Raw genomic sequence first — 22,881 nt, forward strand, 5'->3', positions numbered from 1 at the left:
GCTCTCCGTCCTGGACAGGTGGGAGAAGCGCTTCGGGCGGGTACCTTTGGTGATCTTGGGCATGACCCGGCCCAGCGTAGCCGCAGATGGACGCACTCGCACGATGCGACCTGTCAGGTGGAGCGAGGTAGGCTCGGCGGCCATGACCTATCAACGCGCTCCAGTGAAGGCTCCGCGACTCTCTGGCATGGCCCTCAAGGCCATGGTCAACACGCTGGAGCGGGGCGGCGTGGGCCCGGCGCTGGTGGAGAAGTTGATGCGGGACAGCGGCATCGAGCAGTGGCGCGAGCTGCCCGCTGGCGATGCTCCGCCCATCCAGTACCCGCTGCCCCCGGGAGCGCCTCCTTCCGAATCACAGACACCGGTGGAGCAGGCCGCGCGCGCCGTCGCCGCATCCTCCGTGGAGCCGAAGCGGGAGACGGTCGCGGCGTTCGCTCGCGCCTACCGGGACGGCAGCACGGATCCGGTGGCCGTGGCGCGCAAGGTCCATGAGGCGATTGAACGCCTGGACGGCGGCGCGGACCGCCTGGGCCTGTTCATCGCTCGCAAGCCGGAGGAGGTGCTGCGGGCGGCGGAGGCGTCCGCGGAGCGGCTGCGCGCGGGTGCGCCCTTGAGCGTGCTCGACGGTGTGCCCGTCGTCATCAAGGACGAGCTGGACCTGGCGGGCTTCCCCACGACGCTGGGCACCACGTTCCGCACCGAGCCGGCCCGGACCGACTCCACGGTCGCCGCGCGCTTGAAGGCCGCGGGGGCAGTCATCCTGGGCAAGGCCAACATGCATGAGATTGGCATCAACCCCATCGGGTTGAACCCGCATCACGGCGCCACGCGCAACCCGTGGAACCGGGGCCACATCACCGGTGGCAGCTCCAGCGGCTCCGGCGCGGTGGTGGCGGCGGGCCTCTGTCCAGCGAGCATTGGCGCGGACGGCGGCGGCTCCATCCGCATCCCCGCCGCGCTGTGCGGTGTCGTCGGCCTCAAGGCCACCTGGGGCCGCATCCCGGAGACGGGCGTGCCGCCGCTGTGCTGGAACGTGGCGCACGTGGGCCCCCTGGGCCTCACCGTTGACGACGTCGCCGCGGTGTATGCGATTGTCTCGGGCGCGGACGGACACGACGTCGCTTCCCGGCAGCAGCCCCCGCATCACCTTTCAGGCTACGAGGACGGTGCGTTGAAGGGCATCCGTCTGGGAATCTGCACGCCGTACTTCGACGACGCGGATCCGGACGTGGTGGCGCGCTGCCGGGAGGCCGTGCGCGCCCTCACCGACGCGGGCGCCACGGTGGTGGAGCTTCCCGCGCCGGACCTGAACACGATTCTCTGGACGCACAGCTGCATCATCCTGAGCGAGATGGCGGAGGCGATGCTGCCGCAGGTGAAGGCACGCGCTTCCGTCTTCGGGCTCGACTCGCGCACCAACCTGGCGCTGGGGCGTCACTTCCGGGCCACGGACCTGATCCACGCGCTGCGGCACCGGCACCGGCTGACCCGCGAATTGCTGGCGCTCATGGCGGACGTGGACGTCATCGTCACGCCGACCACGGCCAGCACCGCGCCCGCCATCCCGGAAGCGGCGCTCCCGGCAGGCGAGTCGAACCTGCCGGTGGTGGACGCGCTGATGCGCTTCATCCGCCTGGCGAACCTCACCGGCTGCCCTGCCCTCTCCGTGCCCGCGGGCTTCGACCGCGCGGGCCTGCCCGTGGGCGTGCACCTCATGGGGCGCCCCTACGAGGAGCACCTGCTGCTGCGCCTGGGACGCGTGGTGGAGCGCGCCTCGGAGCGCCGCACCCCCACCCTCCACGTCAACGTTCTGCCCTGACCGGGGCAACTCCTTCTCTCACTTCCCGATAACCCTTCTCGAACCGCGAGCACGGAAGGGCCGGGACATGTCCATCGACGGAGTGGGAAGAGGTGGAGTCCGGCCGGTGACGCCGCGCGCCGTGGACGGCCAGTCCGAGCCCGTCGCGAAGAACGCGCTCGCGCGTCCGCTGGCGGCCAAGGACGTCTTCGAGGCGAAGAGCGTCAAGTCCTCCAGCCCTTCCGCGGGCAACGCGAACCTCCCCCCCATCCAGTCCAACACGGGCACGGTCCAGGCCGGCACGGTGCAGTTGGATGACGCGACGAAGGTGGCGCGCGGCGCGCTGAAGATCGACGCGAACGCGGATCCGAAGACGTACGACGGCATGTACCTGGGCTCGGACGGCTACGCCTACCCGCCGGACAAGTTCTCCGTCTCCGAGGTGCCGCCGTTCAAGCCGGAGAAGCCCATCGCGTCCCCGACGCCGACGACGTACCACGTCAACGGCATCCTCACGCAGCCGCAGGGCGACGGGAACGCCACGGGCGAGGCCCAGAAGCTGGCGAACGAGTCCGGCACCAACGTGGTGCCCATCTACAACGCCACGGAGGGGCTGCCCGCGGACGTGGCGCAGACGGGCCTGGACCGGCTGGGCGTGGGTGACAACAAGGCGGCCCAGACGCTGGCGGACGCCATCTACCGGGACCTCCAGGCCGGCAAGAAGGTCAACGTCACGGGCTACAGCCAGGGCGGCGCCATCGTGTCGAGCGCGCTGCGCGAAGTGGACAACCGCCTCAAGGACGACATGGGCGGCTTCTGGGGCAACCTGCCCGTCCTCGGTGACGGCAACCGCGACAAGCGCGAGGCGATGCTCGGCAACATCAACGTCTCCACCTTCGCGGGCGCGGGCAAGACGTTCCCGGACGGGCCCAAGTACACCTTCTACGTGAACAAGCAGGACCCCGTGCCGACGTGGCTGGGCACGCACGCGTTCAACCCGGTGACGGACATCGTCAGCGGCATCGCGTCCGGCCTCTTCCCCGGCATCGGCATCCTCAACGGCGGCCCGTCCACGCAGTACCCCGAAGGCTCCACCATCCACACCTTCGACTCCGCCGGAAACGGCGAGGTGTTCGCCCTGGACGGCAAGCACGGCATCGACACGTACCTGAACAACATCCAGGACGCCGTGCCGTGAGGCTCACGGGGCGCGATCAGCGCGCCTCGAACCACGTGATGCCGTAGTCCAGACAGAGCTCCTCGCCGGGCTGGATGTCACGCAGCGCCACGGCGGCGCCCGTGTCCGGCACCGGTCCGTCGATGAGCTCCACGTTGGGCGTCTTCGAGTGGTTGTAGAGCGCCAGCATGCCCCACGCGTACGCCTTCTCCCGGCCGGGCTCGGTGCCCCAGGTGAAGACGTGGTGGTGTGCCTGGCAGTCGCGGTGATCCACCGGCTTCAGGTCGCTTTCGGGGAAGCGGCTGATGGGCGCCCACTCCACGAGCGTCCCCTTCGGCAGGAACCTGCGCGCGAAGACGCCCCGTCCCTTTCCGGGGATGAGGCGCCATTCGACGTTGGGGTGGAACTGGTTCTCGGAGATGAGGCGATCGAGTTCGGGATTGTTCATGGAGAACCCCTCCTGGAGGGAGGGTGCCTGCCCGAACTTAAGCACTCTCCGGACTCCCGCGATGCCCCTGGGTCCAGGGGCAGGAAGGCTGGTCCTCCAAGGACCGGAAGCCTACGGAGAGGCGGGCGCCTGCTCCACGTCCCGGACGCGGTTGGGACGGCGCTCGGGGACGGGCGCGATGCCGCCCATCCACTCCCAGTCCATGCCGTTCCACAGCTGCTCGCACCAGCGCAGCTCCGTGGCCAGCTCCCGCGCCTTGGCCCCGTGGGCGATGAGCGCCCAGCCCAGCCGGGACTGCTTGCACTCGCCGCTCTTGAACTTCAGCAGCCGGCGCTGGCCCTGGGCCTCGGCGCGCTCCGCTTCCCAGAGCGCCTGGTTCCGGAGGCCATCCCCCTGGGCATCCACTCCGTTCCAATCACACCAGGCCAGCACGTCCTTCAGTCGGATCAGCTTCGTTCCCCGGGAGAGTTCCGTCACGGCCGCGACGAGAAGGTCGGGGGTGATGACACGCATGGGATGGGGCCTCCGGTGCAGAGCGGCGAAGGTCACCAACCTACAGCGTAGGAAATGGCGGAGGGCCTCAGCTCCGCCATGCGTTTGTCATGGTTCTGTCATGGCTTCCGGCCATGACGCACACGGGCATCGCGCTCAGGGCTTCGGCGCGGGCTTCGGCGCAGGCGCGGGCGGTGTGGCTGCCTTTGTCTTCGAGTACGTGGCGATGCGGTTCGTCACCTCGCCCATCAGATCATTGGGGATGGGGACGGAGAGGTTGTACTGGGCGATCTTCCAGCCGGACGCGTCCTTCACCAGCACGCCGCTGCCGCGCGCGGGGCCCAGGTTGGGCGTGTCCAGCGCCTCGTCGAACCAGGCCACCTGGCCGTCCTTGGAGAAGAACACGTTGCGGGACACCGACTTGAACGACCACGCCTTGCCCTTCGTGAAGTAGGGCTTCGCCCACACGCGGAACTGATCCACGGTCCAGCGCTCCTCGCCGTCCGTGCCCATGAAGACCGCGTCCGGGGTGAAGAACGCGAAGTAGCGCGGCTCGTTCGCCACCGCCGCCGCGCGGTGCCAGTCATCCAGCACCGTGGCCACCGCGACCTTGGGGTCGGCCGGGGCCTGCTGCGGGGCCTGGGCCGGCGCCACGACGGGGTTGGCGCCAAGCGCCAGCAACAACCAGGAGACGGATGCCATCGGGTGCACCTCGACGAAAGAGGGGTTCGCGGTATGAAGCGGCACAGCGTGCCCACAGGTCAAGGCATGCGACACAAGGCGGTGGTGGCGTGGTGCTCGAAAGTTTCCAGGTGGGCACGGGCGACGTGCTCACGGTGATGCTGCACGGCTTCCTCGGGACGGGCCGCAACCTGCGCTCGCTGGCCGTCGCGTGGACCCAGGCCGACCCGCGCCGCCGCATCCTCCTGCCCGACCTCACCGGCCACGGCACCTCCTCGGCCCTGCCCCCGGACGCGGACCTGACCACGCTCGCGCGCGACGTCGTGGACACACTCGACGCGAAGGGCTTCACCGGCGCCGTGGACTGGGTGGGCCACTCGCTGGGCGGCCGCGTGTCACTCGCCGCGAGCCTGGATGCCTCCGAACGCGTGGGCAGCGTGGCGCTGCTCGACATCGCGCCCGGCCCCGTGCCGCTGGACCTGTCGGAGAGCGGCTATGTCCTGGACATCCTCCTGAAGGCCCCGCCCCGCGCCGACAGCCGCAAGGCCCTGCGCGCGGACCTCACCGGCAACGGCCTGTCGGAGGGGCTTTCGGACTGGCTCCTGATGAACCTCGCGCCGGACGGTGACGGCGTGCGCTGGCGCTTCGACCGCGAAGCCCTCCACCGCCTCCACCGGCGCGTCAACGGCGAGGACCTGTGGCCCGCGGTGGAGCGCCCCGTCCACCCGCCCCTGCGCTGCATCCGTGGCGGCCGCAGCCGGTACGTGTCCGAGGAGAGCGCGCGGCGCATGGAGGAGGGCGGCTGTCCCGTGGCCTTCCTCCCGGACGCGGGCCACTTCGTGCACGTGGACAGTCCCCAGGCCGTGCTCGCGTGGCTGATGGCTCCCTGATGGATGCGAACACCGTCCTGCTCGTCTTCATCGCCGTGGGGCTGGACGGCCTGGCCGGGCTCGCGGGCGGGGTGCTGTCCGAGCCCTGGCTGCAGCGGCGGCTGCCCGCGCTGGTGGCCTTCGCCGCGGGCACGCTCTTGAGCACCGTGTTCCTGGAGGTGCTCCCGGAGGCGGTGGAGGCGCGGGGTGAAGCCGCGTTCGCGTGGGCCTTCGCCAGCTTCGTCGCGCTGGCGCTCATGGAGTGGGCCCTGGGCCATCACCACCACGACGCGGAGGTCGCCGCCGGACACGCGCACGGGCATGCGCACCCGGGCGCGCCCACGCTCCCCAGCGCGCTGCTCGCGTCGGATGCGCTGCACAACGTGGGTGACGGCGCGGCGGTCGCGGCGGCGTTCCTCGTGTCGCCGCAGGCGGGCTTCGCCACCGCGTTCGCGGTCATCGTCCACGAGTTGCCGCAGGAGGTGGGCGACTACGCGCTCCTGCGCGCCGCGGGCTGGTCTCGCGCCCGGTCGCTCGTCGCGCTGGCGGCGGTGCAGCTCACCGCGGCGGTGGGCGCGGCGGGCGTGCTCCTGGGCACCCGGTACCTGCCTTCGCTCCAGGGCACCGTGCTGGCCATCGCCGGAGGCTCGTTCCTCTACATCGGCGCGGTGGACCTGCTGCCTGAACTGCGCCGGGGCCCGGACTCGCGCCAGCGCGTGGTGGGCTTCCTGTGTGGGCTGCTGCTCATTGGCGGGCTGCACTTCGCGGAAGCCTTCGCGGGAGGCCATGGCTGAAGGGCCGCGCCCCTGAGAGGATGAGGGCCATGCAAGGAAAGTCCGTGATTGTCACTGGTGCCTCGGCGGGCATCGGCGAGGCGTTGGCGGTGGCGCTGGCCGGCCGGGGCGCGAACGTGGTGCTGGCGGCGCGCGATGCCCAGGCGCTGGAGCGCGTGAAGGCGCGGTGCGAGGCCGCGGGTGGCAAGGCGCTGGCGGTGCCCACCGACGTGGGCGACCCGGAGGCGTGCCGCCGGCTGGTGGAGCGCACGGTGGAGGCGTTCGGCGGCGTGGACGTGCTCGTCAACAACGCGGGCATCACCATGCACTCGCGCTTCGAGGACGTGAAGGACCTGGGCCTCTACGAACGCCTCATGCGCATCAACTACCTGGGCGCGGTGCACTGCACCTTCCACGCGCTGCCGCACATCCAGGCGCGAAAGGGATTGCTCGTCGCCGTGTCGTCCCTGACGGGCAAGACGGGCGTGCCCATGCGCACGGGCTACGCCGCCAGCAAGCACGCCATGCAGGGCTTCTTCGATTCGCTGCGCATCGAACTGTTGGGCACCGGCACCGACGTGCTCGTGGTGTCGCCGGGCTTCGTGGCCACGGACATCCGCGCGCACGCGCTGGGCCCGGAAGGCCAGCCCCTGGGACAGAGCCCCCGCGACGAGTCGGGCCCCACCATGGACGTGGACACCTGCGTGGCCCTCATCCTGCGCGCCATGGAGCGCCGCGAGCGCGAGGTGGTGATGACGCTCACCGGCCGCGTGGGCCTGGTGCTCAAGCTGGTGGCGCCGGCGCTGGTGGACCGGCTTGCCGCGCGTGCCACCCGCGGCAAGAAGGCCTGAGCTACTTCTCCAGCCGCGACACCATGCCCCACAGGCCGTCGAAGGTGGCGTTGCCCACCTGATGCAGGCCGAAGCCCCAGAGAAAGGCGGTCATCCACCCACCGGAGCCGCCCCAGGTGGGAGCGAAGACGTCCAACACCTGGAGCCCCAGCAGCACCGCGATGATGGACATCATCCCCAGCACCGCCAGCTCCACCTTCCACAGGTCGCGCGAGCGCGGCAGGGGAATCCAGTCCAGGCTCACCAGCACGTCGGTGCTCGTCTTCGTGGACGACGGCGGTAGGGGCGAGAGGTTCCCGCTGGCGGGTCCGCCGGGCAGCGGAGGCGGCGGTGACTGCACGGGTGGCTGCGAGAAGGGGTCCAGCGTCACGGCGGAGGGGACGGATTCCATGGCCATCCGGCCACCCATGGCGACCGGGGGCGGCGCGGGCGTGATGTGGCGTGCGAAGTCTTCACGGGCGGCGCGGTACTCCGGCGCGGCCAGGTTCGCTTCGCCCTTGTCCAGGTGCGCTCGCGCCGCGGCCAGCCGCGCGTCCACCTCCGTCTGCCAGTCCTCGAGGGCGTGCAGCCCGCCACCAGCCTGGGCCTGGAGCTGCGTCAGCGCCTCTTCCAGGTTGTCCACCAGTTCTCGCAGGTACAGCGCGTGCGCGGACTGGTAGTAGAGGAACGCCTCGTCCACGCTGGCTTGCATGCGAGCCCGCGCCCGGGCCAGCTGTTCGCCCACGCGCAGGCGCAGCGCCGCCCACTCCTCCTGACTGAAGCCACCGGGCAGCTCCTTCGTGGTGAGGGCGTCCTCCAGGTCCGTCAGGAGGATTTCGAGGAACGCCTCGCGCGCGGTCTCCACCAGCCGGCGCGACGCCTCCAGGTCGGGCCCCGGCAGCTGCTGACGCGCCCGCAGCACATACAGGGGCAGCTCGCCCTGGAGCCGGCGGCTCACCGGATCATCCCCGCGCTGGGAGGCCAGCGTCCGCGACTGCTGCTCCAGCTCCGTCAGCCGCGCCTCCAGCACCGCGCGGGCCACGGCCTCCAGGTCGAGCGTGCGCAACAGCTGCGCCTGTTCGCTGAAGTCCGCGGACGTGGCCTCATCGTTCTGGAGCAGCGTCTCCACGGCCTTGAGCTTGCGCTCCGAGTCCAGCAGCGCCACGCCCTTGAGTCCCTCCAGCTGCCGCAGCAGGACGGACCAGAGGGAGAACAGCTGGAGGCGCGCCTCGAAGAGGGCGAGCACGGAGTCCTGCACGACGAGCCCGCTCAGCGGCCGCTGGATGTCCGCGAGGAGCGTATCCACCTGACGGCGCAGCGACGCGGCCACGGCGGCCTCGCGCTCCAGCGGGCGGGCGGGCACCAGCGATTGCAGCTTCTGGCGTGCGGCCTCCGCGCGGCTGCGCAGGTTCACGCGCGGGCGCACGCGCTGCACGTAGAAGCGCACCGCCGCGGACGTCACCACGCCCAGGAAGATGAGGAACGCGCCGAACATCGCGGGCGTCTTCACCCAGACGGTGAAGGACTGCTCCACCGCCGCGCCCTCCGGCACGAGCAGCCGCACCGTGCCGGTGTATTCGCCAGACTCCGGCAGGTCGCCCACGTCCAGGCTCAGCAGGCCGGTGCCGTAGGCGGGCACCTGGAGGACGCCCTCCTTGCCCGGGCCCTGCGGCTGGCCGTCCGGTCCGCGGAAGAACCACTTCGCGTCCTGCGCCTGCACGGGCGCCGCGCCATCCCCCGTGCCGCCCGCCTTGCGGTCCAGTTGCACCACCGCCGCGGGCCCCACCTCGCCGCCCACGCCCGCCGTCTCCCGGAAGGTGAGCCGCACCGTGGCCTTGCCGGAGAAGGGCCCCAGCGTCCAACCCCGCGCGGGCGCCACCGGATAGAACTGCACCGTGGGCGCCGCGGACACCCGCTGCACGACGAGCGGGGTGACCTCCCGCGCGCCGTCGCCCAGGAGCACCACGCGGCCCTGGTAGTCACCCGCCGCGGGCAGATCCGCGGACAGCGTCACCGACACGGGCTGCCGCACGGAGATGGGCACGTCCGCCGCGCCTTCCGCCGTTCCCACGCGCACCGTCACCGGCACCTGCGTGCCGTCCGCCGCGAGCAGCGGATCCACCAGCACCGTCACCCGCGTGGCCTCCGCGGCCGCGTCGCGCGGTGAGTCCGGAGACGCGTCCGTGGACGAGGGCAGCAGGTCCACGCGCAGCACCGTCTCCAGGTGGGCGGTGGACGTGCGCAGACGCAGCTGGTTGTTGGAGGACAGGCCCGCGAGGCCGAAGCGCGGCGCCGCGTCCGCGAGCACGGGCAGCATGCAGAGCACGGCGCACGCCAGCGTCATGCCTGCGCGGAGCAGGACCTTCGCGGCCATGAAGCATCGAGCGGGAAGGCTCATGCGCAAGGACGATAGCAGTCCCCTCCCCCGGCCCCGCATGTTCGTCCGCGCGCGGAGCCGAGGACGAATCACAGGCGTGTAGCAGGCGCGTTCAGTACCAGCCCAGGCGGCGCAGCACGTTGGCGGACAGGCTGGCGCGGATGGTGTCCAGGGGGATGCCTTCGTCGTCCTCGGCGGCTTCGTGACCGGGGCGAGGGTCTCCGCTGTGGTGCAGCGCCACCAGGTCCAGGTCCGGCGTGAAGCACGGCGACCCGGACGAGCCCGGGTGCGTGTTGGTGCAGTACGTGACGCGCGTGTGTGAACGGTTGACCGCCTGGAACGTGTCCAGCGCCACCTGCATGGGCCGGCCCTTCGGGTGCTGCACCACGAGCGCCAGCGCGCCGGGCGCGAACGCCGTGGACGGCGACGGGGCCAGCGGGATGAAGCCGCGCGGCCGGTCCCCCAGCCGGTCCTCGCCGGGGGCGTCCTGGATCTGCAGAAAGGCGTAGTCCAGTTCGTCGCGCGTGGCCTCGCGCGGACGCGGATGCATCAGGTCCGCCGGGCTGTGCGGGCTCTGCGCCAGGCACGCCGTCACCGCGTACACCCGGCCCGGGTGCACCGCGATGCGGTCCGGCAACACCTTCAGGTCGAAGCGCACGCGCAGCGCCTCCAGCAGCCGGTGCTCGATGACGTGCGAGTTCGTCAGCACCACGTCCGGCGCCACCAGGAAGCCCGTGCCCAGCGCGCGGCCCCCTTCCAGCTCCACGCGGCACACGCGCCGCGACAGCAGGGTCAGCCGGTCGCGCCAGACCTCCGGCGTCATCGCCAGCCTGGACTGTTGGACGATGCGCGCCAGGGCACTGCCAGGCACGCTGCGTTGCACGGAGGACAGGTAGCTCTGCAGGAAGCGGCGGATGCGCGGATGGCCCGGCGCCGCCGCGTGCGCGCCGCGCACCAGCACGTCCGTCCACCCCTCCGCCTCCGCGGTGCGCACGAGCGCCCGGGCCCGCGCCGGCCCCTCCCACTCGACGGGGGGCACCAGGCTGCGGCCGCATTTCACCTCGACCATCCGGTGGAGTTCCTCCACCGAGGTGAACGCGCCCAGGAGGGCGTGGGTCAGTTCCTCCTGTTCGGAGCCTTCAAGCTCCATCCGTTTCCTCTCGCGGCCGCGCGATATCCACACCCGCCGTGCGCCTTGCAGTGTACGCATGCGGGCCGCGATTGCACCGGGCGTGGAGCGCTTGGCGGGCCGGGCCCCTGCCGCGCGCGAGGCGCGCATTCCACCCGCCTCCGCCCCCAGACGGAAGGGGCCTGCACCGGCGCCGTGAGTGGAGAATGACCCCACGGCGCCAGCGGGCTTCAGCGCACCGCCCAGGTGGAAGGCGGCAGCGACGCGGTGATGTCCGGACGGCCAGGCACGCCCAGCCGCGCCGCGCCCGCCTGCAACGTCCCGGCGAGCGTGGGCAGCACGCGGAACTCCACCTGCACCGGCGCGCCCTGCTCCCTTGGAGCCAGGTCCAATGACAACGCACCATCCTGCACGTCCCAGCCGGTCACCTGTCCGGAGGACACCAACGCGTCCAGGCTCGCGGGATCCACCTGCACGCCCGCGGGCAGGTCCTGTTCGAAGCGCAGCGGCAGCAAGGAGGGCGCGCCCACCTGGACCCGCATGTTCGCCAGCTGTCCCACGCGCGCCTCCTTCGGCCCCGTCACGGCCAGCTGCAGCCCGCCCCGGGTTTCGCTCTTCCACGGCACCGCCGCGGACAGCGCCAGCGAGAAGCCCAGCCCCGGCACCGCGGGCTCCGCGCGCACGGTCCACACGTGCGTCCCCGCGGAGCCCGGCGCGGCGGCCTCCAGCGCCAGCACCTCGCGCAGCGCCTTCGTGTCGTAGGTGCCTTCGGTGACGACCTGTCCGTCGCGCGCCACCGTCACGCGCACCTGGGCAGGCAGCGGATCCTTGAAGAGGGCCAGCGCCGCGCGCAAGCCCACGCGGTTCGCCTGCCCATCCCCCCAGCCCAGGCCCGGCGTGTAGTGCGCGAGCAGCCAGGCCCCCAGGTCCGCGAGCGGCGCCTTCGCATCACCCTGGAGGGCGAGCACCGCCATCGCCGTGGCCTCCGCCGCCGAGGGCACCTGCCCGTCCGCACGCACCGTGTCCTGCTCCACCGGCAGCCACGCGCTGCCGTCCGGGCCGGACTTGAGCGCTTCGCGCACGCGGGTGCGCAGGGCGTCCGCCACGCTGCCCTCGGCCGCGCCCTCCGCCAGCAGCACCGCCGCCGTGTAGCCGTCCTTCACCTGCGGCAGGTAGCGCTCGAAGACGCCCGACGCGCGCACGCTGAAGGCCGCCGCGCGCTGCTTGCCCTCCGGGGTGACTGACGCGGCGCGCACCGTGCGGGCGCAGTCCGCCGTCGCCACCAGCAGCCGCTGGAGCGTCCAGCCATCCCCGCCCTGGCAGGTGCCGTCCGGCCGCTGCGCCTGGGCCACCTGCGCCACCAGCCGCTCGCCCAGCCGCGCGAGCACCGGGTTGTCCGGGTGGGCCAGCGCGCCCTCCGCGATTCGCGTCGCCACGTCCACCGACGGCGCCCGCGCCGCACGCAGCACCCGCTGCGTCGCCACCAGCGCCAGCGCCTTCATCACCGCGGGGTCCGCCGTCTCACCCAGGGCCTTGAGCAGCTGCGGCGCCTGGCCCGCGAGCAGCAGCGCGTACGCGTCCCCGGCCACGTCCACCGGCCGGCGCTCCACCGCCGCCAGCTCCGCGCGAATCACGCCCAGCGCGCCCGGGAACACCTGCAAGCGGATCCGTTCGCTGCCGGCCTGCGCGTCCGCGGGTCCATTCAGGGACAGCGTGCGCGGCGCCGCCAGCGAACCGCCGCGCGTCTGGACCACGGGCTGCCCGGTGGCCCACACGTCGAAGTCGCGCACCACCGCGTCCGTGTCCCCCAGCGAGGCGCGCACCGTCACCGGCCCCGCGCCTCCGGCCTTCACCGTCACCAGTTCCACCACGCTGCCGCGCGCCGGCACCCGCACCGTGCGCGTGCCGGCCTCCACCTGCGCTCCCTTCACGTCCAACTTGAGCGCGGCCTCCACCGCCTTGTCGGTGGTGTTCACCACCTGCACCGGCAGGCGCACGGTGTCGCCCGCGCGCAGGAAGGGCGGCAGCACCGGATCCACGTACGTGGGCAGCGTGCCCGCGAAGGACGTCACCGCCCCCGCCTGCGCGCCGGAGCGCGAGTGCGCGAGCGCCAGCACCCGCCACTGCGTCAGCCGGTCCGGCACGCGCACCGGCACCGTCGCCACGCCGTTCGCGTCCGTCACCACCAGGGGTTCGAAGAGGAACGTCTCCGGGAACCACGCGCGGGTGGGCGCGGCCGCGCCGCCCTTGTCCTTGATGCCGCCCTCCTTCGCATCCACCTCTTGCTCCGGAGGTGCCGCCATTTCGGCCACGGGCGCCGCGGCGGGCATCGGCGGAGGTTCGGCACGGCCGCCGCCACCTCGCGACCCGACCTGCTCGTCGTACGAGTTCGCCGAGCCGAAGCTCTTCATCGTCTTCTTCAGGGCGCCAGACGCCTCGCCGTCGAAGACCCCTCCCGGCGCCGCATTCCCCGCGAGCGCGGCGGCGGACTGTCCCATGGTGCGGCGGATCAAATCCCCCGCCACCAGCGCGAGCGTCATCCCGCCCAGCACGAACCCCACCCCGAGGCCCACGGCCCCGGACATCCACGAGCGCTGCTTCATGGCGCCTCCCGGGCGACCCACGCGCCCCAGTTCACGACGTCCTCCGGCAACCGCGTTCCATTCACCACCACCGCGCGCGGATCCGTCAGGGCCAGCAGGTCCTGCGGCAGGCGAGACAGCCGCAGCTTGCGGCCGAACGCATCCGTCACCTTCTGTCCGCGCTGCTCGCAGGCGGCGAGCGACTCCGCCCACAGCCGCGCGAGCCCCGCCGGGTCCAACGTCTCACCCGAGGGAGCAGTCTCCTCCCACTTGCGCGTGCGCGCGTGCAGCTCCGTCAGCACCGCGTAGAAGGGCTCCGTCAGCTCCGCGTCCGGAGAGAAGGGGCTGGTGGCGTTCGCCGACAGGGGCGTCTCCATGTCCTCCAACGTAGGCACCGCCGTCACGCGCAGCAGCGCCGCCGCGGCCGCGTTCGCGCCCCGGATGCGCCCCATGGCCAGCGCCTGGCCATCCAGCACGCCAAAGGCCGGAGTCGCCACCGACGGCGCGGGCCGCAGCCCATCCAGCGCATCCGCGCCCGGCAGCGGCGCCAGCTGGGCGAGCGTCTCATCCACGCCGAAGAGACCCACCGCCGCCTCGCCGTCCTTGCCGTCCACGCGCGTGCGGACCTGGAGGTGCGCCAGCTCTCCGGGCGCGTACGCGGACTTGTCCGGCGACACCTCCACCGACAGCGCCGCGCGAGGCGCCACGTACACGCGCGCGGTCGCCGTCCCCCCCTCCACCTCCGCCCAGCCCTCGAAGTCCTTGGGCAGCGTGAAGCGCGCCGAACGCGTGGCCGGATCCATCATCTCCTTGAGCCGCGCCTGCCCCGCCACCAGCACCAGCGTCTTGGGCAGCTCGCCCGAGAAGCCGGGGCCGCGCAGCAGCTCCACCTTCACGGACTCGCCCGCCTTCGCCAGCACCGGCGTCACGCGGGCGCGCAGCGGCGGCAGGCGCGCGGGGCGCAGCACGAACTTCGTCTCGCCCATGTCCTGGCCGTCCCACTTGGCGCGGACCTTCAACTCGTAGCCCAGGAACGTGGTGGCCTGGGGCGGGCGGGGCACGCCGTTTCCGCCATACGTGGGCTGCGCGATGAAGCGCACCACGCCCATGGCCTCCGACGGCCTCCGTCCCGACTGGAGCTCCGCCTGCGTCGAGGCCGGCACGCGGATGCGCGCGAAGCGCTCCTTCACGCACGCCAGCACCGTCGCCGGGAGCGCGTCTTCCCGCGCGGGCTCCTGCACCCAGGACAGCGTCAGCTCCGGCTTGTCCGCCCACCGCCGCCAGGTCATCGCGGCGGGCAGGGCCACCGCGCGGTCCAACGTGGGGGGCAGACACGCGCGCGCATCCAGCACGGCGGTGGTCAGCCCCTCGTTCAGGCCCTCCTCGTCACCGAAGGCGGCCGCCGTGTTCCACCGCAGCGAGGGCAGGCCCGGATCCATGGCCTGGAAGCGCAGCTGGAGCATCCGCTCCGCGCCCGCCGGCAGCCCCTTCGCGCGCAGCGCCGACGCCATGCACGCGTCCAGCCCCTCCTCCGCGCCGGCCACGTCCAGCACCTGCCCGGACGCGCCCACCCGCACCGCGAACTCCGCCATGGCGGCGCCGGAGGACGGATCGACGAAGCGCGCACAGGGATGCAGCACCGGCAGCATCCGCTCCAGCGCCAGCTGATCCTCCAGCGACGACTGCCCCGCCTGCGCGCTCAACAGGTCCCGCGACGCCACGAGCGACACGGGCGGCCGCCGCGGCTGCACGCGCACCGGCAGCGGCGGCACCACCACGTTCACCGCGGGGCCGGGATCCAACTGGAAGGCGGCCACGCCGTCCTCGTCCGCCACCGCGCTCACGCCCTGGTCGCGAGGGTCCCACGCACGCGCCACCGTCACCTCCGCGCCCGGCAGCACCTGCCCCGAGGCGGTGGTGGCGCGCAGGTAGACGCGGTTGCTGAAGCCCGCCACCAGCCCGTCCTCCAGCTCCGTCACGGAGGACACGGCCAGCGCGTCCTCGGACAAGAGGAGCGACACGGCGCCGCGCACCGGCTCGCCCGTGGGGTCCTTCGCCTCCACGTTCGCGCTCAGCGTGGCCTGTCCGCGCAGGTCCTGGGGCACGCGCGGCAGCGTCACGCGGAAGCGGCCGGAGGCATCCGTGCGCGCCTTCGTCGGCAGCTCCCCCCGGAGCCACTCCGTCGGAGGGGGCCATGCGCCCGCGTGGCTCCACGCCAGCGTCACGTCCGTGTCCGCCACCGGCGCGCCGGACGCGTACGACACCTGTCCCGTCACCTCCGGCGTGTCGTTGGCGCGCCAGAACGGCCGGGGGCTCTTCGCCTCCAACCGCAGGCGCGGCAGCGTGAAGGGCTCCACCGTGAAGGTCTCGGAGCCCTCCGCGCCGCCGCTCGACCACGCCACCGTCCACGTGCCCGTGGGCGCGCCGCGGTCCAGCGGGAAGTCCCCGGCCACCACGCCCCAGTTGCCCGCGGGCGCGCGCTCCTCCAGCACCACCTCGCCGGAGGGATCCGTCACCTTCCACGTCCCCGGCCTTCCATCCAGCGGCGACAGGTCCTTCGCGCGCAGGGCCACCGCGCGGAAGCGCACCCGGTGCCCGGGCTCATAGAGGGGCCGGTCCGTCAGCACGCGCACCCGCGCGGGCGCGTACAGGGGCAGCGGTGAGTCCACCATGCCGGCGCCCAGCGGCGTGGTGACGCGTGCGCGCAGCTGGTAGTCGCCGTCCGGCACCTGGGGCAGCGTCACCGGTGCCGACAGGTAGCCTGGATCGCCGCGCGACCAACTGGCTTTGGCGTCCAACGGCAGCGGCGTCTCCTTGCCGGATGCGTCCACCAGGAACAGCGCCGCCGTGCCCCGGACCACGGGGGAGTGGAGCTCGCCTCCCTCCGTGTCCACCCCGTGCGCTTGCGCCGAGACGGTCACCTGCGCGGAGTGACCTCGCGCGAGGCCGCTGGCGTACACGCTCACCGTCTGGCGGAACTCGCCGTCCGGACACGAGGGCGCGTCCACGCCCTGGAACATCCAGGCGGACAGACACCGCCCGGAAGCCAGATAGGTCAGGCCTCCGCCCACGAGCAACAGCCCGAGCCCCCTGGCCACCCATCGCCGTCGCTGGATGCCACCTGTCATGCGTTTTCTCCCCGTCTGTCCACTGTACGCCGGAAAGCGGGGAGCCGGTCCCCACGTCCCCCCGTTGACGTATCCGTGGGGTGGGTGGGCTAGGGTGACGCGCCATGGTCGCGCCGAAGAACCGTCCTCCGCAGGATGCCCTGCCGCCCCGTCTCGATGCCCTGCTCGAGGCCTTGATGGACCGCGACTTCGCGGCGCGGCTGCGCAAGGTCTACCAGGCGGCCGCCGTCGCCATCGACCGGCTGGGACACCTGAGCATCGTGAAGTACGAGCCCACCACCGCCGAACCCGACGACGCCGCGGACCTGTCGTTGTGGGAGACGATGGCGCCCGCCATCGGCGAGACGCTGGTGGACGTGAACCGGCTGGTGGTCGCCATCCGCGACGCCTTCCCTCCGCCCGCGCGCCCCGCCGCTTCGAACGACGGCGGCTGGGCCCCGCCTCCCGCGAGCTCCGATGAGCGCCTGTCGCAGGAAGCAGAGGCCGTGCTGCACGCCAGCGCGGAACGGCTGTCCAAGCGCGTGCAGGAGCTGGGCGTGCAGATGCGCCGGCCGGAGGTGGTGAGCGACCGCTGGACGCTCATGTCGGAGCTGGCCGCGTCGCGCGCGGACTTCCGCAACCGCATCGGCGACCTCGTGTACCTCACCGCCGCCGCCTTCGCGGACGTGCGCCGCGAGGACGTGGTGCCCGGCTACGCGAACCAGGTGGGCGCGCGCGTGGCCCTGCGAGGCGCGGCGGCGGACCTGCGCCGCTCACTGCAGGGACGGCTGGAGCGCGCCGCGAAGGCGACGGATGCGCAGCGGCCCGCGCTGGCGAGGCAGGCCGAGGAGAGCCTGGCCGCGTTCGTGTCCCTGCCCGCGTCGCTCGCGCTGAAGACCCCCACGAAGCGGGAGATCGTCGCGGCGCGAGGCCGGCTGCGCGAAGCGGGCTCGCAGACAGCGCTGGGGCCGGACGTGCTGCCCGGACTCGTGGAGCCCTTCCTCGCGCTGCTGGACGAAGCGATGGAGGAGCTGACCCGCACGTGGCTCACCGTGCACGACCGCGCGGTGTGGGCGGCGAGCGGCGTCCGGCTGGAGCAGGTGGACATGCACCTGGAGCTGGGCTCCCCCGGCGCGGCGCGAGTCCTGGAGGAGGCGGTGACGGCGGCGGGAGCGCTCTCGGGCCGCTCGGCGCCCTTCGACGCCTTCCTGCGCAAGGGCCGTCAGGAGGCCTCGGCGGGGCTCAACGAGGCCGGGACACGCGACCTGCTCGCCCGCTTCCGCGAGCGGCTGTCCAGCCTGCCGTTCAGCTAGCGAACCGTGCTTCGACAGGGCCCCGATGCTTCAGGGGCCCTGGAAGCGGACGGCCCGGCGATTCACCGGAGCTTCACCGGAGCTTCAGGGCTTCGCGGGCGAGGCGGGCGCGGGCAGCGCGGGCGCTTCCTTCTTCGGAGGCAGCACGCGCAGCTCCTCGAAGCGCTCCGCCAGCGTCTGCGGCGTCAGCTCTTCCTGCCACTGCTTGGGGTTGGTGTTCCACCCGAAGTCGGCCGGCACCTTGCCGCCGCCCTGGCTGGTGTAACCAATCATCTCCGGGAACTGCGCGGACCAGCGGCCGCCGGGATCCGGCTCCTTGGTGACGTGCTGCCGGTTGGGGAGGATGAAGGGCTTGGGCTTGGGAGCATCACTCATGCAGCCAAGCCTCTCCGAAAGAGACCTCATTGGGTAGAGCCAAGCGGGGTTCCTGCCGCCTTCGCGCATGGTTCTTGGGAGGCAGCACGCTCGGCCCCAGCTCGAACACCGCGGCGAAGTAGCGCGCCTGCGACTCGCTGCCGTACCGGTAGCGCCGCACGCCCTTCGCGTGGGCCACCTCCACCCGCCAGCCCTTCGGGTCGCACATGACCTTCACTGTGTTCCCTGCACCCATCCCACGCCTCCCCCGGCCCGTTGTTGTCCGAGGGGTGCGCTATGAAATCCCCGTGCCAACGCCTGCACGCCCGCCCAATGGGTTGCGGTGTCGGCGGGTGAGCAGTCGGTGGGCGGCCGGTAACGTTTGCAGGCATGCCCTGGAGGGCCGCCTTCTGTCCCCGAAAGGTGGGGCGGGGCGCCACACCGGGTCCTCGCGGGGCGATGCCGGTCTGCTTGTGTCGGGCGGATCCTGCGTTAACTCAATGGCATGACTCAATTCGAGACCCAGAGCGGAGAGCGGTTCGCGGACTTCGATCTTCCCGAGGGCTGCATGATGTGTGGCGGCGCGGTCTCCATCCGGGCCACGCCAGCGGGTGCCCACGGCTACTGCGCCCACTGCCACGTGCTGTCGCGTCCCCAGATGAAGGTGAAGCCCAACGGCGTCGAGCTCTCCTTCGAGACCATGGCGCTCGCCTGACCCCGGGCGACCCTCCCCTGGTGCACTGACCGTCAGTGCACCAGGGACAGGAGCAGCGGCGCGGTGAAGAAGGACAGCGGAATGCCCACGCCCACCATCAGCACCGCCAGCTCCGGATCCAGTTCGTGCTCGGCGGCGAGGATGGCCGCCGTCACCATGGGCGCCATGGCGATTTGAAGCACCGTGGCCTGCTTCACCACCAGCGCCAGCCCGGGCAGGAGCGTCAGCAGGCCCAGCACCGCCAGCGGCGCGAGCACCAGCTTGTAGGACAGCCCCAGCGCGAGCGCCGGAACACGCGGGCGCATCCCCTTCAGCCGCAGTTGGAAGCCCACGATGAACAGCGCCAGCGGCGTGAGCAGGTCGCCCAGCCGCTGGAGCACGGACTCCAGCCAGTCCGGGAAGGCCAAGGGGCGCAGCAATAGCGCCGCCACCAGCGCCAGGAACGGGGGGAACACCACCACCTTGCGCACGAGCGTGCGGACGGACAGCGCCGTCTGGGCGCGGGCCCTCGCCGCCGTCAGCGTGGCCAGCGTCGCCAGCACCATGAACGAGCCCAGCTGATCCGCCACCACCGCCACCGGCACGCCGGCGGGCCCCAGCAGCGCGGCGGCCATGGGCAGGCCCACGAAGGCCGTGTTGCCCAGCCCCGCAGTGAGGATGAGCGCCGTCACCGACTCGCGCGACAGGCCCAGCCGGGGCCCGAGCAGCCGCAGGAACAGCACCGCCCCCCCGAAGAGCAGCCACGGCGCCGCGGCGGCCACCAGCAGCCCGGGCGCGAACTCCAGCCGGTGCATGGCGCGCAGCACCAGCGCGGGCAGGGACACGTTGAGGAGGAAGGCGTTGAACGCGGGCGCCGTCCCGTCGGGGAAGCGGCCGCTCCTGCGCGCCAGCACTCCCAATACGAGGCACATCCCCAGGAGTCCGATGACCTGCCCCATGCCCGCCTTGTGTCCCGCCTTCCCGGAGTGGGTTGGCGCGGCAACCTGGAGGAGCCCGCCAGCGATGTCCAGCCTCATGAGGACACGCACGGGGAAGTCGCGTTTCCGCACGGCTGGAATGCATGAGGCTCCAACCTCCCTCGTCGGAGGGAGCGCGCATGGAAACGCGCGGGGCGCGGGCGCATGCTGGCGGGCGCCCGCGGTCAGGCCTTCCTCCCCACGGCCGTCGGGCATCCTCCATGAATCCCGTTGCCACGGTGTTGAGAGCGCTCGGCGGGGGTGGCCTGCCACGGACGTATTGGGTCCTGTGGGTGGGCACCTTCGTGAACCGGCTGGGGTCGTTCGTCGCGCCGTTCCTGGCGCTCTACCTCACGCGGGAGCGCGGCTTCAGCGTGGAGCAGACGGGCTTCATCGTGGCGCTCAACGGCGCGGGCGCGGTGATGGCGGCGCCCCTGGGAGGCATGCTCGCGGACCGGGTGGGCCGGCGGCTGACGCTCGCGGGGGGACTGTGGCTGGGGTCCGGGGCCATGCTGTTCATCGGCTTCTCGGAGACGCCGGGGCGCATCGCGATGGCGGCCTTCCTCCTGGGCATCCTGGGCGACCTGTACCGGCCGGCGGTGTCCGCGGCGGTGGCGGACGTGGTGCCGCCCCGGGACCGGGCGCGCGCGTACGGGATGCTCTACTGGGTCATCAACCTGGGCTTCGCCATCGCGCTGCCGCTGGCGGGCCTGCTGGCGGGGCTGGGCTACCGGCTGCTCTTCATCGCGGACGCGGTGACCACGTTCCTCTACGGCTGCTGCGTCTGGATATTCGTGCCGGAGACGCGGCCCCCGGCGGCGGCGGAGCGCCAGGCGCGCTCCACGCTGGGCGACGTGCTGACGCCGTTCCGCGACGGCGTGTACCTGGCCTTCTGCCTGCCCGTCTTCGCGCTGGCGCTGCTCTTCTTCCAGAGCAACATGAGCCTGCCGCTGACGCTGTCCGCGCGGGGCCTGACGCCCACGGACTACGGCCTGGTGATGGCGGTCAACGGCGTGCTCATCGTCGCGTTCCAGCCATTCGTCACGCGCGCGGTGGGCCGGATGCGGCGCTCCACGGCGCTGGCGTTGGCGGGGGTGCTGACGGGGGTGGGCTTCGGGCTGCACGCGCTGCCGGCGAGCGTGCCGTGGGCCATGGTCGCCGTGGCGGTGTGGACGCTGGGGGAGATGGCGCAGTCGCCGGTGGCGCCGTCGGTGGTGGCGGACCTGGCGCCGGCGGAGCTGCGCGGCAGCTACCAGGGCGCGTACCACATGATGTGGGGGCTCGCGTCCAGCGTCGCCCCCGCGCTGGGCGGCGCGATGCTGGGCCACGTGGGTGCCACCGCGCTGTGGGCGGGCTGCTTCTGCGTGGGCCTGGCCGCGGCCGCGTGGCACCTGACCATCGCGGGCGCGCGCAGGCGCCGGGTGGAGACGCTGCGGCTGGAGCGCCCGGAGATGAGCGCCAGCCTGGACTGAAAGAGGCGGCGGCCTACTGCCCGACGCCGAGGAGGGTCTCGGGCTTCGTGAGGCCGCGCGCGCGGGCGACGGGCTGGAGGATGTCCTGCGGGGGCGCGTCCGCGGTGAGCAGCAGCGCGCGCACGGCGGTCTCCACCACGTCCTCGGCGCCGGGGCGCACCATGCCGCGCCGGGCGTCCTCCACGCGCTTGCCGCGGTACAGGTCGAAGCGCTCCTTCACGTGCTTCGCCACGTCCGCGACGGCCTTGTCGCCCGCGTCCACGCGCAGCTCCAGCTCGTTGCGCAGCTGCACGGGGTCCGCGAGCACGCCGTAGCGGTCATAGCCCTTGTGCGCCAGGTCCTCGTGCAGCACCGCGTAGTCCTGCGTGTTGGGCGCGGCCACCTGCTGCGGCGCCAGCAGGTCGCGCATCACCGCCGTCACGGTGGCCGTCACGGTGAGCCGGTGCAGCTGCACGTCGTAGACGAAGTCCGAATACATGGGCTCCTCCACGGTGATGGGCTCGCGGAAGACGGCGTCGCGGTTGCGCTGCACCTCGGAGCGCTGGAGCTCCGCCTTGTCCAACGCCGCCTGTACGGCCACCTCCAGCACGCGCGCCGCCTTGGCCTTCATCGACATCAGGCCTTCATCCTGCGTGCACTGCCCGGAGCACCGCTCCGGGTCGCACTCGCTGGGCGTCTTGCCCGGGCTCTTCGCGTCCCGGGCCTCCTCGCCGCACTCCTGGATGGCCGCGCGGCACTCGCGCTTCTCCCGCTCGCGGCAGCGCTCGGCGGCGTCGCGCAGCGTGCCCAGCTCCACCTGGGCGCGCAGGTACTCGCGCAGCACGGCGGCCTGCTTGCGCTCCACGCCCTCCAGGGTCCGCTCCGTCTCCAGGAGCTTCTTCTCGTAGTCGCCGCGCTTGGGGTTGGGCACGGAGCGGTTGCCCGCGAGGTAGCGCTGGCTGCGCTGCGAGTCCTCCACCGCCTTGAGCGGCAGCACGCGCTCCAGGGACAGGTCCAGCTTCACGCCCACGCGGCCCGGGGGGGCCTCCGTCACGACCTTCAGGGGCAGCTTCGTGGGGAGCGCCGCGGCCAGCCGGCCCGCGCTCAGCCGCTGGGCGACGTCGGGGGCCTGGGCGTTGTCCTCCACGGGCGTGGCCACCACCAGGAAGGCCACCTCGTCACGCAGCCGCTGCCGCACGGACTCCGCGCGCTCGCGGGCGGCGGTGGCGCCCACGCGCTCCTGGTCCGCGCGCACGTAGGCCACCAGCGCGTTGCCCAGCTTGCCGGCCTTCTCCAGCGTGTCCGCGCTGGCGAAGAAGCGCTTCGCCCACGCCACCTGCACGGCGTCCACGCCCTTGCGAGCGTTCACGTGGTCCGGCGACACGGCCAGCACCGCGTCCAGCTCCGCGCGGGCGTCCTGGAGCTTCTCCTCCTTGAGCAGCCCCAGGGCCACCCCCACGCGCTGCTCCAGCGTCTGGGCGAGCAGCGCGCGAGCCCCATCGTGGTCGGGGTCCAGCTCCAGCACGCGCACCAGCAGCTTGGTGGCGGACGGCAGGTCGCCGGAGGCATGGGCGGCGCCGGCCTCCTGGTACACCTCCGCGCCCCACTCCTTGCGCACCGCGCGCAGCTTCACGGTGATTTCGGAGGCCTCTGGATCCGCGGCCAGGGCGCGCAGGTAGGCGGCTTCCGCTTCCGCCCAGTGACGCTCCTTCACGGCGCCGTCGCCCTCGCGCACCGCGCGGGAGAAGGCGGAACAGCCACTGAGCAGCACCAGCGACAGCAGGGCCAGGGCGCTCAGCCAGCGGGAGGAGACGTGGGGGGGTCGGGCG

General features: G+C 72.6%; 19 protein-coding genes. 8 read left to right on the plus strand and 11 right to left on the minus strand.

Annotated features, from left to right (window positions below):
* Positions 1 to 142: 142 nt before the first annotated feature.
* Both D7X32_RS23705 and D7X32_RS23710 read left to right on the plus strand, forming a co-directional pair.
* The gene (locus tag D7X32_RS23705) at positions 143 to 1,819 is read left to right on the plus strand and encodes an amidase (RefSeq protein WP_120604850.1); all 1,677 of its coding nucleotides are present in this window, start codon (positions 143 to 145) and stop codon (positions 1,817 to 1,819) included.
* A gap of 67 nt (positions 1,820 to 1,886) precedes the next feature.
* Positions 1,887 to 2,996: a PE-PPE domain-containing protein gene (locus tag D7X32_RS23710; protein WP_120604851.1), complete on the plus strand. Its 1,110-nt coding sequence runs from the start codon at positions 1,887 to 1,889 to the stop codon at positions 2,994 to 2,996.
* A 16-nt stretch (positions 2,997 to 3,012) separates the two neighbouring features.
* On the opposite strand, the gene D7X32_RS23715 is transcribed toward D7X32_RS23710, so the two are convergent.
* The 3 genes from D7X32_RS23715 to D7X32_RS23725 all read right to left on the minus strand — a co-directional run bounded on the left by D7X32_RS23715 (position 3,013) and on the right by D7X32_RS23725 (position 4,617).
* Positions 3,013 to 3,423, minus strand: a complete 411-nt coding sequence (locus tag D7X32_RS23715) for an SET domain-containing protein (protein ID WP_120604852.1) — start codon at positions 3,421 to 3,423, stop codon at positions 3,013 to 3,015.
* Positions 3,424 to 3,534: 111 nt separating this feature from the next.
* On the minus strand, positions 3,535 to 3,936 hold the full coding sequence (locus tag D7X32_RS23720; protein ID WP_120604853.1) for a hypothetical protein: 402 nt from the start codon (positions 3,934 to 3,936) through the stop codon (positions 3,535 to 3,537).
* 135 nt (positions 3,937 to 4,071) lie between these two features.
* Positions 4,072 to 4,617, minus strand: coding sequence for a nuclear transport factor 2 family protein (locus tag D7X32_RS23725; RefSeq protein WP_120604854.1), 546 nt, complete (start codon positions 4,615 to 4,617; stop codon positions 4,072 to 4,074).
* Between the two features lie 89 nt (positions 4,618 to 4,706).
* Between D7X32_RS23725 and D7X32_RS23730 the strand changes: the two genes are divergently transcribed.
* From D7X32_RS23730 to D7X32_RS23740, 3 genes are read left to right on the plus strand one after another with little or no spacing between them, the layout of a single operon-like run.
* Entirely contained in the window at positions 4,707 to 5,486 is a 780-nt protein-coding gene (locus D7X32_RS23730) for an alpha/beta fold hydrolase (protein WP_120604855.1), read from the plus strand.
* On the plus strand, positions 5,468 to 6,259 hold the full coding sequence (locus D7X32_RS23735; protein WP_147450237.1) for a ZIP family metal transporter: 792 nt from the start codon (positions 5,468 to 5,470) through the stop codon (positions 6,257 to 6,259). The genes D7X32_RS23730 and D7X32_RS23735 overlap by 19 nt, the downstream gene beginning before the upstream one ends.
* 20 nt (positions 6,260 to 6,279) lie before the next feature.
* Entirely contained in the window at positions 6,280 to 7,089 is an 810-nt protein-coding gene (locus D7X32_RS23740) for an SDR family oxidoreductase (protein ID WP_120604857.1), read from the plus strand.
* Position 7,090: 1 nt separating this feature from the next.
* Here the strand turns inward: D7X32_RS23740 and D7X32_RS23745 are convergent, their stop codons facing one another.
* From D7X32_RS23745 to D7X32_RS23760, 4 genes are all read right to left on the minus strand, one after another.
* Complete coding sequence (locus D7X32_RS23745) at positions 7,091 to 9,442, minus strand: hypothetical protein (protein ID WP_120604858.1); 2,352 nt, start codon at positions 9,440 to 9,442, stop codon at positions 7,091 to 7,093.
* Positions 9,443 to 9,557: 115 nt separating this feature from the next.
* Complete coding sequence (locus D7X32_RS23750; RefSeq protein WP_120604859.1) at positions 9,558 to 10,595, minus strand: trypsin-like peptidase domain-containing protein; 1,038 nt, start codon at positions 10,593 to 10,595, stop codon at positions 9,558 to 9,560.
* A gap of 209 nt (positions 10,596 to 10,804) precedes the next feature.
* Positions 10,805 to 13,177 (minus strand): alpha-2-macroglobulin family protein, encoded by a 2,373-nt coding sequence (locus tag D7X32_RS23755; RefSeq protein WP_208752533.1) that lies wholly within the window; start codon positions 13,175 to 13,177, stop codon positions 10,805 to 10,807.
* The gene (locus tag D7X32_RS23760) at positions 13,174 to 16,284 is read right to left on the minus strand and encodes an MG2 domain-containing protein (RefSeq protein ID WP_120604861.1); all 3,111 of its coding nucleotides are present in this window, start codon (positions 16,282 to 16,284) and stop codon (positions 13,174 to 13,176) included. The genes D7X32_RS23755 and D7X32_RS23760 overlap by 4 nt, the downstream gene beginning before the upstream one ends.
* Before the next feature lie 104 nt (positions 16,285 to 16,388).
* On the opposite strand from D7X32_RS23760, the gene D7X32_RS23765 reads away from it, so the two are divergent.
* Positions 16,389 to 17,576: a hypothetical protein gene (locus tag D7X32_RS23765; protein WP_120604862.1), complete on the plus strand. Its 1,188-nt coding sequence runs from the start codon at positions 16,389 to 16,391 to the stop codon at positions 17,574 to 17,576.
* 84 nt (positions 17,577 to 17,660) lie between these two features.
* Here the strand turns inward: D7X32_RS23765 and D7X32_RS23770 are convergent, their stop codons facing one another.
* Positions 17,661 to 17,951, minus strand: a complete 291-nt coding sequence (locus D7X32_RS23770; protein ID WP_120604863.1) for a hypothetical protein — start codon at positions 17,949 to 17,951, stop codon at positions 17,661 to 17,663.
* On the minus strand, positions 17,944 to 18,186 hold the full coding sequence (locus D7X32_RS23775) for a hypothetical protein (RefSeq protein ID WP_120604864.1): 243 nt from the start codon (positions 18,184 to 18,186) through the stop codon (positions 17,944 to 17,946). The genes D7X32_RS23770 and D7X32_RS23775 overlap by 8 nt, the downstream gene beginning before the upstream one ends.
* Before the next feature lie 249 nt (positions 18,187 to 18,435).
* Here D7X32_RS23775 and D7X32_RS23780 point away from each other — a divergent pair, with 249 nt between their 5' ends.
* Complete coding sequence (locus D7X32_RS23780; RefSeq protein ID WP_120604865.1) at positions 18,436 to 18,645, plus strand: hypothetical protein; 210 nt, start codon at positions 18,436 to 18,438, stop codon at positions 18,643 to 18,645.
* Between the two features lie 32 nt (positions 18,646 to 18,677).
* Here the strand turns inward: D7X32_RS23780 and D7X32_RS23785 are convergent, their stop codons facing one another.
* A complete protein-coding gene (locus D7X32_RS23785; protein WP_120604868.1) occupies positions 18,678 to 19,583 on the minus strand; it encodes an AEC family transporter in 906 nt (301 codons plus the stop codon).
* A gap of 239 nt (positions 19,584 to 19,822) precedes the next feature.
* On the opposite strand from D7X32_RS23785, the gene D7X32_RS23790 reads away from it, so the two are divergent.
* Complete coding sequence (locus tag D7X32_RS23790; protein ID WP_120604866.1) at positions 19,823 to 21,073, plus strand: MDR family MFS transporter; 1,251 nt, start codon at positions 19,823 to 19,825, stop codon at positions 21,071 to 21,073.
* Positions 21,074 to 21,086: 13 nt separating this feature from the next.
* On the opposite strand, the gene traC is transcribed toward D7X32_RS23790, so the two are convergent.
* A partial coding sequence (gene traC, locus D7X32_RS23795) for an outer membrane exchange accessory lipoprotein TraC (RefSeq protein WP_120604867.1) occupies positions 21,087 to 22,881 on the minus strand: 1,795 nt, incomplete at its 5' end.

Origin of the sequence: Corallococcus carmarthensis, from assembly GCF_003611695.1 — a bacterium.
In the GTDB taxonomy this organism is placed as follows: Bacteria; Myxococcota; Myxococcia; order Myxococcales; family Myxococcaceae; genus Corallococcus; species Corallococcus carmarthensis.